This is a genomic window from Sporacetigenium sp. TC11, from assembly GCF_058146105.1.
The window spans coordinates 82735-99767 of the sequence record NZ_JBYVNY010000005.1 but is presented as its reverse complement, the minus strand read 5'-3'; the positions used below and the strand labels follow the sequence as shown (position 1 = coordinate 99767).

At 30.7% G+C, this 17033-nt stretch carries 16 protein-coding genes; 2 read left to right on the top strand and 14 right to left on the bottom strand.

Going from position 1 to position 17033, the window contains the following annotated elements; all coding sequences use genetic code 11:
- Positions 1-32: 32 nt before the first annotated feature.
- From ACUSRV_RS09345 to lon, 4 genes are all read right to left on the bottom strand, one after another.
- Positions 33-1373, bottom strand: coding sequence for an APC family permease (locus tag ACUSRV_RS09345; protein ID WP_490141680.1), 1341 nt, complete (start codon positions 1371-1373; stop codon positions 33-35).
- Positions 1374-1619: 246 nt separating this feature from the next.
- Positions 1620-2735: an aminopeptidase gene (locus ACUSRV_RS09340; RefSeq protein ID WP_490141679.1), complete on the bottom strand. Its 1116-nt coding sequence runs from the start codon at positions 2733-2735 to the stop codon at positions 1620-1622.
- 32 nt (positions 2736-2767) lie between these two features.
- Complete coding sequence (gene yihA, locus ACUSRV_RS09335; protein ID WP_490141678.1) at positions 2768-3376, bottom strand: ribosome biogenesis GTP-binding protein YihA/YsxC; 609 nt, start codon at positions 3374-3376, stop codon at positions 2768-2770.
- Positions 3366-5720: an endopeptidase La gene (gene lon / locus ACUSRV_RS09330; protein ID WP_490141677.1), complete on the bottom strand. Its 2355-nt coding sequence runs from the start codon at positions 5718-5720 to the stop codon at positions 3366-3368. The genes yihA and lon overlap by 11 nt, the downstream gene beginning before the upstream one ends.
- A 202-nt stretch (positions 5721-5922) precedes the next feature.
- On the opposite strand from lon, the gene ACUSRV_RS09325 reads away from it, so the two are divergent.
- Both ACUSRV_RS09325 and ACUSRV_RS09320 read left to right on the top strand, forming a co-directional pair.
- Positions 5923-6438: a chromate transporter gene (locus ACUSRV_RS09325; protein WP_490141676.1), complete on the top strand. Its 516-nt coding sequence runs from the start codon at positions 5923-5925 to the stop codon at positions 6436-6438.
- Entirely contained in the window at positions 6423-6950 is a 528-nt protein-coding gene (locus tag ACUSRV_RS09320; RefSeq protein WP_490141675.1) for a chromate transporter, read from the top strand. Before ACUSRV_RS09325 ends, ACUSRV_RS09320 begins: the two co-directional genes overlap by 16 nt.
- A 35-nt stretch (positions 6951-6985) precedes the next feature.
- On the opposite strand, the gene clpX is transcribed toward ACUSRV_RS09320, so the two are convergent.
- The 10 genes from clpX to gatC form a co-directional block, all read right to left on the bottom strand.
- Positions 6986-8242: an ATP-dependent Clp protease ATP-binding subunit ClpX gene (gene clpX / locus ACUSRV_RS09315; RefSeq protein WP_490141674.1), complete on the bottom strand. Its 1257-nt coding sequence runs from the start codon at positions 8240-8242 to the stop codon at positions 6986-6988.
- An 18-nt stretch (positions 8243-8260) separates the two neighbouring features.
- Positions 8261-8845, bottom strand: a complete 585-nt coding sequence (gene clpP / locus ACUSRV_RS09310; RefSeq protein ID WP_490141673.1) for an ATP-dependent Clp endopeptidase proteolytic subunit ClpP — start codon at positions 8843-8845, stop codon at positions 8261-8263.
- Positions 8846-8923: 78 nt separating this feature from the next.
- Positions 8924-10210 (bottom strand): trigger factor, encoded by a 1287-nt coding sequence (gene tig, locus ACUSRV_RS09305; protein WP_490141672.1) that lies wholly within the window; start codon positions 10208-10210, stop codon positions 8924-8926.
- A 107-nt stretch (positions 10211-10317) separates the two neighbouring features.
- On the bottom strand, positions 10318-10839 hold the full coding sequence (locus ACUSRV_RS09300) for a DUF2179 domain-containing protein (RefSeq protein ID WP_490141671.1): 522 nt from the start codon (positions 10837-10839) through the stop codon (positions 10318-10320).
- Positions 10840-10862: 23 nt separating this feature from the next.
- Entirely contained in the window at positions 10863-11333 is a 471-nt protein-coding gene (locus ACUSRV_RS09295; RefSeq protein ID WP_490141670.1) for a metallophosphoesterase family protein, read from the bottom strand.
- Between the two features lie 2 nt (positions 11334-11335).
- On the bottom strand, positions 11336-12682 hold the full coding sequence (gene rph / locus ACUSRV_RS09290) for a ribonuclease PH (RefSeq protein WP_490141669.1): 1347 nt from the start codon (positions 12680-12682) through the stop codon (positions 11336-11338).
- Positions 12683-12741: 59 nt separating this feature from the next.
- Positions 12742-13728 carry an AIR synthase family protein gene (locus ACUSRV_RS09285; RefSeq protein WP_490141668.1) on the bottom strand — a complete coding sequence of 329 codons (987 nt, stop codon included), beginning with the start codon at positions 13726-13728 and terminating at the stop codon, positions 12742-12744.
- 74 nt (positions 13729-13802) lie between these two features.
- Positions 13803-15236: an Asp-tRNA(Asn)/Glu-tRNA(Gln) amidotransferase subunit GatB gene (gene gatB, locus ACUSRV_RS09280; protein WP_490141667.1), complete on the bottom strand. Its 1434-nt coding sequence runs from the start codon at positions 15234-15236 to the stop codon at positions 13803-13805.
- 14 nt (positions 15237-15250) lie between these two features.
- Positions 15251-16708 carry an Asp-tRNA(Asn)/Glu-tRNA(Gln) amidotransferase subunit GatA gene (gene gatA / locus ACUSRV_RS09275; protein WP_490141666.1) on the bottom strand — a complete coding sequence of 486 codons (1458 nt, stop codon included), beginning with the start codon at positions 16706-16708 and terminating at the stop codon, positions 15251-15253.
- Between the two features lie 21 nt (positions 16709-16729).
- Entirely contained in the window at positions 16730-17014 is a 285-nt protein-coding gene (gene gatC, locus ACUSRV_RS09270) for an Asp-tRNA(Asn)/Glu-tRNA(Gln) amidotransferase subunit GatC (RefSeq protein ID WP_490141665.1), read from the bottom strand.
- Positions 17015-17033: the final 19 nt, after the last annotated feature.

The following is a 17033-nucleotide window of genomic DNA, read 5'->3' as shown; positions in this document are numbered from 1 at the left end:
CTTGGTTTGCACCAAAGCTCTTAATTTACATATTAAGCATTTTTCTTTTTCATATATGAATATATAGGTAATCCTAAGAATGTTATAACTAATCCTGCTATAGCATTTACAGGTTGAGTCATCAATGTATTTATAACTACATATGATCCACCTATTATAGCTATTAATGGAACTATTGGATATAATGGTACTTTGTATGGCCTTACTAAGTTTGGCTGGTCTTTTCTTAACTTCATAACACCAACGAAAGTCATTATGTAGAATACCCATACTACAAATATTGTTAAATCCGCTAATAAGTCAAATTTTCCTGATAAGGCATATATTGAAGCTAATATAGCTATTAACCAAGTAGCATTAGCTGGAGTTCCGTTTTTGTTTAATTTCGATAACCAATTGCTTCCTGGCAACATTCCTTCAGTAGCTAAGGCATAAGGTATTCTCGATGCAGTTAATCCATATCCATTTAACGCACCAAATACTGATATTAATATACCTACAGTTATTAATTTACCACCAACTGGTCCAAATATTACTGTAGCAACAGCTGCAGCTGGAGTTTCTGTCATCATTAACTCATTAGCTGGCATAACCCATAAATAAGCTAAGTTTATAAGTAAGTATACTGCCATAACTAATGATAAACCACCAACTATAGCTCTTGGTAAGTCTTTACCAGGGTTTTTCATTTCGCCAGCTATAGCACCAACGCTTATCCATCCATCATAAGCAAATAGTGTAGCTATTAAAACTTGTCCTAAGGCTGTTCCCATAGTTACGCTTTCCCCTATCATAGGAGACATTATAGCGTTACCATCGCCTTTAATAAATCCAAATATTATTATTAATGCAAGAGGTATTAATTTACCTGCAGTAGCTACTGTTTGTACTATACCGCCCATTTTTGAACTAACTGTGTTTACAAAGAATAAGAATAATATTGTAGCTATACCTATACTTGTTTTTGCTACTACATTATCTGCCCCAAATCCTAATAATACAGCTGCTTGAGTACCAAATATAACTGCTAACGCAGCTGCTGTCCCAGGTAAGTATAAAGTTGTTTGCATCCAACCTGTTAAGAATCCCCACTTTTCTCCGTATATTTCTTTTAAATAAACCATCATACCGCCAGTTTTTGGTATAGCTGCAGATACTTCAGCTGCAGTAAGACCCCCAGCTATTGTTATAATACCACCTATTACCCAAGCCCATATTGCTAATCCTGGTGCTCCTCCTGTTGCATTGTACATAGCATAAGGTTTGAAGAATACTCCAGAACCTATAACCATACCTACAACTGTAGATAAAGCAGCAGCAAATCCTAATGTTTTTTGTAACCCTTGAGTTTGTGTACTTGTCTTTGTGCTCATTTACCGTTTTCCTCCTAGTTATTATTACAATTATAATTGCACGTATAAGGCATATTTACTAATACGTTTTTATAAAAATCTTCCTTTTTTCGACATTTTTTATCTTACCATGTAATTTTATAATCTGCAATAGCGATTTAATTTTTCGGAATATTTAAATTTCCTTATATAAACATAATATTAAATCTAAAATATAGCAAAAAATGAAGACCTTAGGATTTTTCCCTAAGGTCTTCATTCTCTATATTACTTTAAATTTTCTGGATTTAAACACTCTAATTCTGGTATAACAAATAAACCATCTTTTCTTATTAATACATCATCAAAGTATATTTCTCCTCCACCAAATTCAGAGGTTTGTATACATACTAAATCCCAATGTATAGAAGATCTATTTCCATTATCAGCATCTGAATAGCTATTTCCAGGAGTAAAGTGGAAACTTCCTTTTATCTTCTCATCAAATAATGTATCCTTCATTGGCTTTTCTATATAAGGATTAACTCCTATAGCGAATTCACCTATAAATCTAGCCCCTTCATCTGTGTCAAATATCTTATTTATTCTTTCACTATCATTAGAAGTAGCATTTACTATCTTTCCATCTTTAAATTCTAAAACTATATTTTCAAATACAAATCCGTTATAAGGACTTGGAGCATTATATGATAATATTCCATTTACAGAATTTTTAACTGGAGCTGTGTAAACTTCTCCGTCTGGTATATTCATTTGTCCATCACATTTAACAGACGGTATATCTTTTATTGAAAAATTTAAATCAGTTCCTTGACCTACTATTCTAACTCTATCTGTCTTATTCATTAATTTTATTAAGCTATCCATAGCTTTACTCATTTTAGAATAATCTAAATTACAAACGTTGAAATAGAAGTCTTCAAAAGCTTCTATAGAAGTTCCAGACAGTTGTGCCATAGATGCATTTGGCCATCGCATAACACACCACTTAGTATTAGTTACTCTTTCCTGGAAATGAACTGGCTGCATAAACTTTTCCATAAATAATTTCATTTTATCGGATGGGACATCTGATAATTCATTAGTGTTTTCACCAGCTCTTACAGATATATAAGCATCCATGTCTTTCATTCTTTCTAACTCATACTTAGCCATTAACTTTATCTGTTCTTCACTAGCTCCCATGAGTAAAGCTCTTCTAACACTATCATTTTTTATAGATACAAATGGTATTGCTCCTGCCTTGTGAACTTCTTTTACAAGTTCAGTTACTATAGGTAACTCTAAACCAAATGCATCTATTAGTATTTTTTCTCCTGGCTTTAAACTAACAGAATAATTTATTAAGTTATTAGCAAGTGTCGTTACTCTGTTATCCATCATAATAATCACCCCATCTATGTAATTTTTATAATTTAATCAACAGTAATTTCATAACCCCTATGTTGATATTTATTTATTATTTCTTCCCATACTTCTTCTACCCCGGTTTTTTTAAGAGCTGATATCGGTAATATTTTTTCATCTTTAAGGCCTAGCTTCTTTCTTATTATGCTAAAATGCTTTTGATATTGACCTCTAGATATTTTATCAGATTTAGTAGCAATTACTACACAATCACATCCAAAATGTTTTATCCAGTCATACATCATTTTATCTTCATCTGAAGGCTCATGTCTTATATCTACTAATAAAAATATACTACATAATTCAGGTCTACCTTTTAGGTATTCCTCCATTATTCCGCCCCATTTAGCCTTTTCAGTTTTTGATATTTTGGCATACCCATATCCAGGAAGATCGACAAAGAAAAATTCTTCATTAATTAAATAAAAATTTATGGTTCTGGTCTTTCCTGGTGTTCCACTTACTCTAGCAAAATTTCTTCTATTTAATAGTGTATTTATAGTAGATGATTTCCCAACATTAGATCTTCCAACAAAAGCTACCTCTGGAAGATCCTCGTCTGGATATTGACTTCTACTTACTGCACTCATTACTATCTCTGAACTTCTAATCTTCATTTTTTTCACCGTTCCTTACTAATGCATGTTCTAAAACCTCATCCATGTGTTCAACTAATACAAATTTTACTTGTTTTTTAACATTTACAGGTATCTCATCTAAGTCAGCTTCATTTTCTTTTGGTAATAATATCTTAGTTATTCCAGCTCTATGAGCAGCTAATACCTTTTCTTTTATTCCTCCAACAGGTAAAACTCTTCCTCTTAATGTTATTTCTCCAGTCATAGCAACATTACTATATACAGGCATCTTAGATAAAGCTGATATTACAGCTGTAGACATAGATATACCTGCCGAAGGCCCATCTTTTGGAACAGCTCCTTCAGGGAGATGTATGTGTATATCCATTTCTTTATAAAAATCAGGATTTATGTTAAATTGATCTGCTCGTGATCTTATATAAGATATACCTGCTTGAGCTGATTCTTTCATAACGTCTCCAAGTTTACCTGTTAATACTATTTGACCCTTACCTTTTAGTACATTAACTTCAACAGTCAATGTTTCTCCTCCAACAGAAGTCCATGCAAGTCCAGTTACAGTACCTATTTCTGGTTTCTGGCCTGCTAATTGATATCTAAACTTAATTTTACCTATATAATTTTCTAAGTTTTTCTTCGTTATTACTGTTTGTTTTAATTCTGGATTTTCAACTAACTTTTTAGCAACTTTTCTACATACTTTAGCTATAGTTCTTTCTAAGTTTCTAACTCCAGATTCTCTAGTATAGTGAGTTACTACATGTTTAATAGTTTCCTCATTTATTTTTAAGAAATTTTCTTTTAATGAATGTTCTTTTATTTGTTTTGGAAGTAAATATTTCTTAGTTATTTTAACCTTTTCTTCTTCTGTATAGCCTGATACATTTATAATTTCCATTCTATCAAGTAACGGTCTAGGTATAGTACTTAAACTGTTAGCTGTAGTAATAAATAGTACCTTAGATAAATCAAAAGGAAGTTCTAAGTAATGATCTACAAAATCCTTGTTTTGTTCTGGGTCCAATACTTCAAGCATAGCTGAAGCTGGATCTCCTTTATAATCTGATGCCATTTTGTCTATTTCGTCTAATAAAAATACCGGATTTTTTGATTTAGCTTCTTTTATACCATTTATTATTCTTCCAGGTATAGCTCCGACATATGTTCTTCTATGCCCTCTTATTTCAGCTTCATCTCTAACTCCACCTAATGATATTCTTACAAAATTTTTATTTAGTGCCCTAGATATAGATTTTGCTATAGATGTTTTACCAACACCTGGAGGACCTACTAAACATAATATAGGACCTTTCATTGAATTAGAAAGTTGTCTTATAGCCAAGTATTCTAATATTCTCTCTTTTACTTTTTCTAATCCATAATGGTCTTCATCTAGTATATTCTTTGCTTCTTTAATATCTACTTTATCTTTAGTTTCTTTGCTCCATGGCAATGAGAATATAGAATCTAAATAATTTCTACTCACAGATGAATCAGGAGACATAGGAGACATTTTAGAAAACTTATCTATTTCTTTAGATATCTTTTCTTTAACTTCTTTAGATAATTTGAGTTTTTTTAGTTTTTCTCTGTATTCTTCAGCTTCTGAACCTACATCTTCTTCTTCGCCTAATTCCCTTTGAATGGCTTTTAATTGCTCTCTAAGATAATATTCTTTTTGTATTTTGTTCATCTGTTTTTTAACTCTTAGAGTTATCTTTTTTTCTATTTTAAGTATATCTATTTCCTCTAGAAGAATCTTATAAACAGTCTCTAATATATTTTTGGGATTGAATTCTTCTAATAATTCTTGTTTTTGAGATGATTTTAAAAACATATTCGAAGCAATAGTATCTACAAATCTATTTGGTTCTTCTATATCAGCTAGAGATATTAATATCTCTGGAGATACTCTATTCCCAATATTTATGTATTCTTCGAATGAATCAAATACATTCCTCATAAGAGCTTCTACTTCTGGATCTTTCTTTATATCTTCATCATAAACAATTTCTTCTAATGATGCTTTAAAATAAGGATCCTCTTGAATTATAGTTTTTATTCTCGCTCTAGATATTCCTTCTACTAATACCCTTACAGTATCTCCCGGTAGCTTAACCATTTGCTTAACTTTACATATTGTTCCCACATGATAAAAGTCTTCTGTAGTTGGCTCGTCTATTTCTGCTTCTTTTTGAGACGTTAAAAATATTATTTGCTCATTAAGCATTGCTTCATCTAAAGCTTTTATAGACATTTCTCTTCCTACATCAAAATTCAAAATCATATATGGAAACACCGCTAAACCTCTAAGAGGTATAAGTGGTAATTCATGTTCTATAACAGTATAGTTTTTATCCACTAATATCACTCCTTAAAAAAATGCTAGATATTTTACATGTTTTGGAAATTACACTAACATATTTTACTATTATATATTTACATAGCATAATTTTCAATAACAATTAATTCTTCTGTATCGCATTATATATCATATCTTCTTTGTTATTATGGTATAATATTAATACTTGTATACTTTAAATTCACGTTTGTAGGTGGTTTTTATGCTAAATTTATTTTTAACTTTTTTAAAAATAGGTACCTTTACATTTGGCGGAGGATACGCCATGGTTCCACTTATCGAAGATGAGCTTGTACATAAACAAGAACTTATATCTCAAGATGAGTTTCTAGATTTCCTTTCTATAGCTCAAAGTTATCCAGGTGCCTTGGCTGTAAATATATCTGTGCTCCTAGGTTATAAACTTTATAAGCTTCGAGGAAGTATAATATGTTTACTTGGATCAATATTGCCCTCATTTTTAATAGTCCTAATACTATCTTACTTGTATTTTCATAATAAAAAATCAAAAATATTGGATTCCTTTTTTTATGGAGTTCGTCCTGTTGTTGTATCTCTTTTATTATATACCTTTTTTAACATGTTTAAAAACTTGAAAAAAACTAAACTTAATATAACTCTTTTATCAATATCATTTTTATTAGTTGGAATATTAGGTTTAAGTCCAATATATTTAATATTGGCTGGAGGAATTTTAAGCTTATGTATAAAATATTAATTTTATTTATGGTATTTTTAAAAATAGGTATGTTTAGCTTTGGAGGCGGATATGCAATGCTTCCATTTATACAACAGGAGTTTATCCATAAATATAACTGGATAACAACTAATGAATTCTTAGATTTATTAGCACTATCTCAATCTACACCAGGTCCTATAGCTATAAATAGCGCTACATTTGTAGGTTATAAGATAGGAGGAATATTAGGCTCTGCAGTTGCAACTCTAGGAGTTGTTATATTTTCTCTTGTAGGTTTGTCTCTTATATCTAACGTATTAGTGAAATTTAAGGATAATCCTTATGTTACCAAACTACTAAAGATTTTAAGACCTATAACTTTGGGCTTCATACTGGGTGCTGGATATTTGGCATTAGGTGATATATCATGGGATTTATATTCTATATTAGCCCTTATAATATCATTTATCTTGCTCTATACAAAAAAACTAAATTCTATATCCATAGTGTTTGTATTTGGGGTAATAGGAATACTTATAAATACAATTTAAAAAAGGAGCTTTCAAAGCTCCTTTTTATATTTATATTAAGCACTTTCTTCTTGATCTTTTAAAATAAGTATTGGTTCTTTTTCATTTTCGATAGATTCTTTGGTTATTATTACTTTCTTAATGTCTTCTCTAGATGGAACTTCATACATTACTTCTAGCATAACCTTTTCAACTATACTTCTAAGTCCCCTTGCGCCGGTACTTCTTTGTATAGCCTGTTTAGCTATAGATTTTAGTGCTTCTTCTTCAAACTCTAATTCTACACTATCCATCTCTAATAGCTTCTCGAATTGCTTAACTAATGCATTTTTAGGTTCTTTAAGTATTTGAACCAATGCTTTTTCATCTAATAAATCTAGGGTAGCTATAACAGGTATTCTTCCTATAAATTCAGGTATTATACCGAACTTTAGTAGATCTTCAGGTTGCACCTTAGCATATATCTTTCCTAAATCCATTTCTTTTTTGCTTTCTATTTTAGCCCCAAATCCTAATGTTTTTTCATCAGTTCTTTTCTTTACAATTTTGTCGATACCATCAAAGGCACCACCAACTATAAATAATATATTAGTAGTATCTATTTTTAAGAATTCCTGATGAGGATGTTTTCTTCCACCTTGAGGAGGAACATTAGCAACTGTACCTTCTAGAATTTTTAATAATGCTTGTTGAACACCTTCACCACTTACATCTCTTGTTATAGAAGGATTTTCAGATTTTCTAGATATTTTATCTATTTCATCTATGTATATTATTCCCTTTTCAGCTTTTTCAATATCAAAATCTGCTGCTTGGACAAGCTTAAGTAATATATTTTCAACATCTTCTCCAACGTATCCCGCTTCAGTTAAAGATGTAGCATCAGCCATAGCAAATGGTACATTTAATGTTCTCGCTAACGTTTGAGCAAGTAATGTTTTACCTGATCCTGTAGGACCCATTAGTAATATATTGCTCTTTTGTATTTCGACTTCTTTGTTTTTGCTACTACCTTTAGCTTTTCCATATATCCTTTTGTAATGGTTATAAACAGCAACAGCTAAAGATTTTTTTGCTCTTTCTTGTCCTATGACATAATCATCTAGTGTTTGCACTATCTCGGCTGGTGTTGGAAGTGATCCACTATTTTCTTCAAAGTTATCTTCAGTTTCTTCTTGTATTATTTCATCACATAATTCAACACATTCATCACATATGTAAACATTTGGACCTGCAATTAATCTTCTAACCTGATCTTGATTTTTACCACAGAAAGAACACTTTAAATGTCTCTTATCATCATTTTTTGACACTCTTAACACCTCTCTTAGCTAAAGCCTTTTAGTAATAACTTCATCTATTAACCCATACTCTTTGGCTTCATATGAACCCATAAAGTTGTCGCGTTCTGTATCCATTTCTATTTTTTCTAATGGTTGACCTGTTCTCTCTGATAATATTTTATTTAATGTTTCTTTCATTTTTAATATTCTCTTTGCATGTATCTGTATGTCTGTTGCTTGACCTTTAGTTCCACCTAGTGGTTGGTGTATCATTATTTCACTATTCGGAAGTGCAAATCTCTTCCCTTTTGCTCCTGAAGCTAGTAAAAAGGCTCCCATAGATGCAGCCATACCTATACACATAGTAGATACATCAGGTTTTATGTATTGCATAGTATCATATATAGCCATACCAGCAGTTATACTTCCGCCTGGTGAGTTTATATATAAGTATATATCTTTATCTGGATCTTCTGCTTCTAGGAATAAAAGTTGTGCTACTACTAATCCTGCAGTAGTATCATTAACTTCATCACCTAAAAATATTATTCTATCTTTTAATAATCTAGAATATATATCGTATGATCTTTCTCCTCTTCCTGTTTGTTCTACAACTACAGGTACTAAAGCCATGGATTATACCCCCTCTTTATTGTATAAATTTATTCTGTATATAATTTACAGTAGCCTAATTAGGCTACTGTAATATAATTAAGCTATATTAGCACTATTAACTATTAAGTCTATAGTTTTTCTTATAGCTAATTGTCCTTTGATATCTTCTATATCTGCATCTCTTAAAGAAGATTTTAATTGTTCTACTTCCATGTTATACATTTTACCCATTTCTTCTATTTCTTTCTCTAAATCTTCATCTGATACTTCAATATTTTCAGCTTTAGCTATAGCTTCTAATATTAAAGAGCTCTTAACTAATTTTTCTGCTTCTGGTCTTCTTTCAGTTTTTAGTTCTTCTACAGTTTTGCCACTCATTTGTAATAATTGTTGTAAGTTTAACCCTTGCATTTGTAATTGATAATCAAGTTCCATTAACATATTATCTATTTGAGTTTGTACCATTGCTTCTGGCACATCTATTTCAACAGTTTCAGCTACCTTATCAACAACTCTGTTTCTTAATTCGCCTTCTGCCTTTTTAGAATTGTTTTCTTCTAAATTCTTTTTAACATCTGCCTTTAGTTCTTCTAATGTTTCAAATTCACTTACATCTTTAGCAAATTCATCATTTAATTCTGGTAATTCTTTTACTTTTATATCATTAACATTTACTTTAAATACAGCTAACTTTCCTGCTAAGTTTGGTGCATGATATTCTTCTGGGAATGTAACATTTACGTCTACTTCATCACCAACGTTAACACCTACTAATTGTTCTTCAAATCCAGGTATAAAAGTTCCTGAACCTATTGATAAGCTGTAGTTATTTCCTTCTCCACCTTCGAAAGCTTCACCATCAACAAATCCTTTGAAATCTATAACAGCTGTATCTCCTTCTTGAACAGGTCTTCCTTCAACAGTTACTAATCTTGAGTTTCTATTTATCATTTCTTCTAATTTTGCATTTATATCTTCATCAGTTACATTATACTCAACTTTTGATACTTCTATACCTTTATAGTTACCCAATTTAACTTCTGGTTTAACAGCTACTTTAACAACCATAACTAATCCATTATCTTCGCTTAATTCTTCTATGTCTAACTCAGGTCTATCTACAGGCTCTATATTTAACTCTTTTAATGCCGCTGGATATACTTCTGGAAATACCATATCTATAGCATCATTATAAAATACTCCCTTACCGTATTGAGCTTCTATTATCTTTCTTGGAGCCTTACCTTTTCTAAATCCAGGAATATTGTACTTTCCCTTTTCTTTGTTATAAGCCTTATTAACAGCTTCTTCAAACTGACCATTGTCTACAGCTATTTTCAAAGTAACATCATTATTTTCTCTTTTTATAAATTCTGCCTTCATTAATTTATTCCTCCTAAGTTTTCTTTTTATGTAATAAAATTTATTTACATTTCTAAAATTTAACTATCTTATTATAACATATAACTTTTTTTATTTACAAGTAACTACTATCTCATCTTATTTCTTAAGAAATATCCACCTTTAACAGTTTTTACATCCGATATGGTTACAAAGCACAAAGGATCGTAAGAATTTATACATTTTTCAAATTTATTTAGAGTTTTTCTGTCTAAAACTACCTGAAGTATATGTTTTGTGCCTTCTTTTCCTCTTCCTTCTACAACAGTAACTCCAAATTCGTGTTTCCTTAAATAATCTGAAAAATCCTCTACATCTTTACTTGTAAATATTTGAGCCGTTAGAAGACCTATAGCAATTCTAGATTCAACCATTATACCCAAAACATTACCAGTTGCAAACCCTAAAGCATAAGATAATACGTTTCCAAAGTTATCCATATTGCTTAATACCTTATTTATTGCAAATAAATATATAAGTATTTCTACTATTCCAATAAAAAATGAAAGTGTTTTTTTACCTCTTACTACAAAAAGAGTTCTTATTGTAGCCAATGTTATATCCGCACATTTAGCTAAAAATATAAACAAGTATCCCAATATGTATTCCATAAATGCTTCTCCTGTGTAATAATCTATAATTTTATGTCCTCTATACTTATATTATTCTTTTCTATGATTAATATAAGAAAGCTTCTATAGTCTACTTCTCTTGGCAATGAGGTGCTTCCTGGATTCAAAAATAATATACCGTCTTTTGTTAGGTTTGTTGGAACATGAGTATGTCCAAATATAACTATATCTGCTCCTATGTGTTTAGCCTTATTTTCTAAATCCATTAAGCCATTGTTTACGTTATAATTGTGACCATGACATACAAATATATTATATCCTTCTAATTCGAGTAAAATTTCATCTTCTACATTTTCAAGATCACAATTTCCTTTTACCCCTATTACACCAACTTTAGTCATTTTATGTATATATTTTGAATCCAAAAAATTGTCACCCGCATGAATTATGAGATCGCAATCTCTACAATGTTCTATAGCCATATCTATATATTCAGTACTTTTATGTGTATCACTTAAAACTGCAATTTTCATTATTATCTAGTCCTTTTTACAAATTCTTCTTTCATTTTTTGGAGAGAATTTGCTCTATGGCTCATAGAATTTTTAACACTTGATGGCAATTCTCCAAAAGTCTTATTGTATTTATCTACTATAAATAAAGAATCATATCCAAATCCATTACTTCCCTTTTCTTCAAATCCTATTTTGCCTTCACAAGTTCCTCTAACTACAAACTCATTTCCATTAGGCATTACAACTGCTATTGCTGATACGAATCTAGCTGTTCTTTGACTCATAGGCTTATTTCCTAATATTTTTAATAACTTTTTTCTATTGTCTTCATCACTTGCATTTTCACCTGCAAATCTAGCTGAGTAAACCCCTGGTTTTTTACCTATTGAATCTACTTCTAACCCAGAATCATCTGCTATTGATATCATTCCTGTAACTTTTGATACTTCTCTGGCTTTTTTAAGAGCATTTTCTTCAAATGTTTTTCCATCTTCTACTATTTCCATTCCTTCTAAATTTACATCTTTCATGGAATGGATTTCATATTTAAAGTCCTTAAGTATATCTGATATTTCATCTAGCTTATGTTTATTAGATGTAGCTATAACAACTTGATTTGTAGAAATAGGTCCTAATATTAAATCCGCTACTTCTCCTAATGCTTTTCTTTGGGAATTTAATAATTCTTTGTTTCCTAGCTCACCTAGTTCTAATAATTTATTCAAATCATTTCTTGTAAAAGGAAATTCTTCTCCAGTTCCTTGAAGTTCAACGAATTCTCCTTTGTCTGTCATTATAACATTCATATCTACCTGAGCTTTTGAATCTTCCTCATAACATAAATCTAACAAATATTCTCCATTAACTATACCAACACTTATAGCCGATACAAAACTTCTTATAGGAATCATTGATATGTTCTTTGATTCATACAGTTTATGTAATGCATCTACTACGGCTACAAATGCTCCTGTTATAGAAGCCGTTCTTGTACCTCCATCAGCTTGTATAACATCACAGTCTACCCATATAGTTCTTTCTCCTAATTTATTTAACTCTATAACAGATCTCATAGCTCTTCCTATAAGTCTTTGTATCTCTTGAGTTCTTCCATCTATTTTTCCTCTAGCTGCCTCTCTTATCTTCCTTTGATGAGTAGACCTTGGAAGCATGGAATATTCCGCACTTATCCACCCTGTTCCACTATTTCTAAGAAATGGAGGTACCTTCTCTTCTATTGATGCTGTACATATAACTTTAGTTTCTCCCATTTCTATTAAAACAGAACCTTCTGCATATTTTGTATAATTTCTAGTTATTTTTATATCTCTTATTTGATTACTTTTTCTTCCATCAACTCTAGTCATGCAATCAATCCTCTCATATAAATATATTCCAAATGATACCATATGTAATATTATACTAACTATATAACTTTGTAAAGTTCATCACTTTCAGGAGGCTCTATTTCATGTGTTCCAAATTTATTAATTAATACTTTTGAATTACCATTAGTTAACTCACCTATTACAGAGTATTCAATTTTCTCTTTTCTAAATGACTCTTCTAGTATACTTAGTTTTTCCTTTTTAACTCCTATAATCATGGACCCGCTAGATATTAATCTTAAAGGATCTATATCGTAGTGATTACATATAATTTCAGTACTATTATGTATATTTATCTTTTCTGCGTGTATCTCACATCCCAGATTTTTAAGATGGCATATTTCCCATATAGCCCCTAATATACCGCCTTCAGTTACATCATGCATAAATGTCGTACCTACTTTTCCTGCTATTATCCCTTCTTTAACTACACTTATATTATTTAATAAGGCTTTTCCCTCTTTTATTAATTCTTCTCCATATATATTTTTTAATTCATTTTCTTTTTCAAAACATATTATCCCTGTGCCTTCTATTCCTGCCCCCTTGGTCAGTACTATTAAATCCCCCTGTTGTGCTTTTTCCATATTATTCAATTTATTTTTAGGAGCTTTACCTATTCCTGTTGTAGAAATTATTATTCTATTTACAGCTGTAGTTATTTCAGTATGTCCTCCTATTATATCTACATTTAATTTTCTTGCTTCATTAGATATATCCTTCATAATTTTGCTTATTTCTTGTTCTGTAGTTCCTTCTGGCGCCATTATTGTTATCATTATGCCTAATGGTTCTACTCCTGTTGTAGCTATATCATTACAAGTTATATGTACAGCAAGTTTTCCTATTTCTTCAGATGTTCCCGTTATAGGATCTGTACTCATAACACATATTTCGTTATCAAAATCTATTACAGCACAATCAGCTCCAACATCAGGATTTACTATAACTTCCTTTCTCTCATTTTTAATATTAGAAAATACTAATTCTTTTAATTGATCTATTGTTAATTTACCTACTTGCATAATTGCCTCCAAGTTACACATTTTATATACAAATAAGACTGTCGATATAATCAACAGTCTTATTTTACTTAAAATTATTGCATATTATTTATACATTCTATTACTAATTTATTAGCCATTTGAGGATTAGCTTTACCTTTACTGGCTTTCATAACCTGTCCAACTAAGAAACCTATAGCTCTATCTTTGCCATTTCTATAATCTTCTACAGATTGCATGTTACCTCTAACAACCTCTTCAACTATAGATTTTATAGCTCCTTCATCTTGGATTTGGACTAAGCCTTGTTCTTTTATTATATCCTCTGGTTTTTTGCCAGTTTCGAACATTTCCCTAAATACTTTTTTACCTGCATTATTATTTATCTTACCTTCAGATATTGTTTTTAGAAGATTTGCAAAGTCATCTATAGAGAATTTAATTTCATCTATAGTTATTCCTTCATCGTTTATTCTTCTTAGTAACTCAGTCATTATCCAGTTACTTATCATTTTAGGATCATTAAATAAGTCAACAACATTTTCAAAATAATCTGCTATTTCTTTGTTTGATACTAATATATTTGCATCGTATTTTGGTAAGTTATATGCTTTTATGAATCGTTCTCTCTTTTGTTGTGGCAATTCTGGCATATTTTCTTTTACATAATCTATAAATTCTTGGTCTATAACTATATCTACAACGTCTGGCTCTGGAAAATATCTGTAATCTTGTACAGATTCTTTACTTCTCATAGATATAGTTTTATTATTCATATCATCCCATCTTCTAGTCTCTCTTAGAGAGTTTTCTCCCTTTTCAAGAAGCTCCTTATGTCTTATTTCTTCAAACTCCGCAGCTTTTTGAGCACCTCTGAACGAGTTCAGATTTTTAAGTTCTACTATATTAGACTTAACTCCATCTTCTCTTACTATATTTATATTTACATCACATCTAAGAGAACCTTGTTCCATTTTAACATCAGATATTTCTGTAAATAACAATGTTTCCTTCAATTTTTCTAAGAATAAATATGCTTCTTCGGGAGAATTCATATCTGGTTCTGAAACTATTTCTATTAGCGGAACTCCGCTTCTATTAAAATCAAGTAATGTATCTCCAGTAGTATCGTGTAGAGATTTACCTGTATCTTCTTCAATATGTATTCTTCTTATTCTTATTTTTTTTGAACTTCCATCTTCTTTTTCTATTTCTATATAACCATCAGAGCATAATGGTATATCGTATTGAGATATTTGATATCCCTTAGTTAAATCAGGATAAAAATAGTTTTTTCTATCCATCTTTGTATGTTTAGCTATTTCACAATTAAATGCTAGTCCTGCTTTTATTCCGTACTCTAATACCTTTTCATTTAGTACAGGTAAAGATCCTGGAAGACCTAAACATATTGGACAGCAATGTGTATTTACATCAGCTCCAAATTCATTTTTACATCCGCAAAATATCTTTGTATTAGTAAGTAATTCTGCATGTATTTCAAGACCTATAAGAGTTTTATTATTCATATCTTCACCTCCAACTATAAACTAGCCCTTTTCTTACTAAAATCTGTAGCAGATTCAAATATATGAGCTACATTTAATAATGTATTTTCATCAAAATAATTTCCTATTAACTGCATACCTATTGGCAGTCCATTTTTAAATCCACAAGGTATAGATAATCCTGGAAGTCCTGCAAGACAAGAAGGTATAGTACAAGCATCTTCCATGTACATAGCCATTGGATCATCCGTTTTTTCTCCTAGTTTGAACGCTACATTAGGAGCAGTTGGAGCTATTATAATATCAACTTCATTAAATGCCTTAACAAAATCGTGTTTTATTAAAGTTCTTACTTGTAGTGATTTTTTATAATAAGCATCATAATAACCAGCACTTAATGCATATGTACCTAACATTATCCTTCTCTTAACTTCTTCCCCAAATCCTTCACTTCTACTTTTTATGTATAACTCCTCTAAAGAATCATACTCTGATGATCTATATCCATATCTTATACTATCAAATCTAGATAAGTTTGAACTTGCTTCACTAGGTGCAACAACATAATAAGTTGCTATTGCATATTCAGTATGAGGTAATGATACTTCCTTAATCTTAGCACCTAAAGACTTTAAAACTTCTACTCCATTTAATACTGCATTTTTAACATCAGAATCTATACCTTCTCCAAAGTATTCCTTTGGGATACCTATTCTTAAATTCTTTATACTTTTATTTAAATTCTTAGCATAATTATTAACTTCTACGTGAGCACTTGTTCCATCCATTTCATCTTTCCCAGCTATTTCATTTAAAACTAACGCACAGTCAATAGCACTTTTACTAAATATCCCTACCTGATCTAGTGATGAACCAAAAGCTATAAGCCCATATCTAGATATTCTGCCGTATGTAGGTCTAAGCCCTACTAATCCACACATTGCTGCAGGTTGCTTAACAGATCCACCTGTATCTGAACCTAATGAATAATAAGCTTGACCTGCTGCTACAGCTGCTGCAGATCCTCCTGAAGACCCTCCTGGAATTCTCTCAATATCCCATGGATTCTTAGTTTTCTTAAATGCAGATGATTCAGTAGATGAACCCATAGCAAATTCATCCATATTTGTTTTTCCAACCATAATAGCTCCGTTATTAAATAACTTATCCACTACAGTTGCATTGTATGGAGGCACAAAGTTTTCTAACATTTTAGATGCACAAGTTGTTTTAAATCCATCTGTACATATATTATCCTTAATAGCCATTGGAACTCCTGCTAATGGAGATAGTTTTTCTCCGTTAGCTCTTTTTTCATCTATAGCTTTAGCCTGCTTTAGTGCTAATTCTGATGTTATAGTTAAAAAAGAATCTACTTTTGGCTCTACCTCATTTATTCTAGTTAATATCTCATTAGTAAGCTCTACTGAAGTTATTTCTTTTTTAGATAACTTATTACTTATCTCTTTAAGTGTTAAATCATATAAGTTCATATTTTCACTCCTTTCAAAATCTTATTCTAAAACCTTAGGAACCTTAAAACATCCCATTTCTTTTTCCGGTGCATTTTGAAGAACTTTTTCTCTGTCTAGAGAATCTTTAATTTCATCATCTCTTAATGAATTAGTTAGGTTTATTGTATTATATGTTATACCTATATTCTCAGTATTTACACTTTGTAACTTGTCTACATAACTTAATATATCTCCTATCTTTCTGGATATTGTATCCATTTCATCTTCTTTAACTTCTAATCTAGAAAGATAAGCTATATGCTTTATAGTTTCTTTATCTATCATAATTTCACTCCTTTCAATT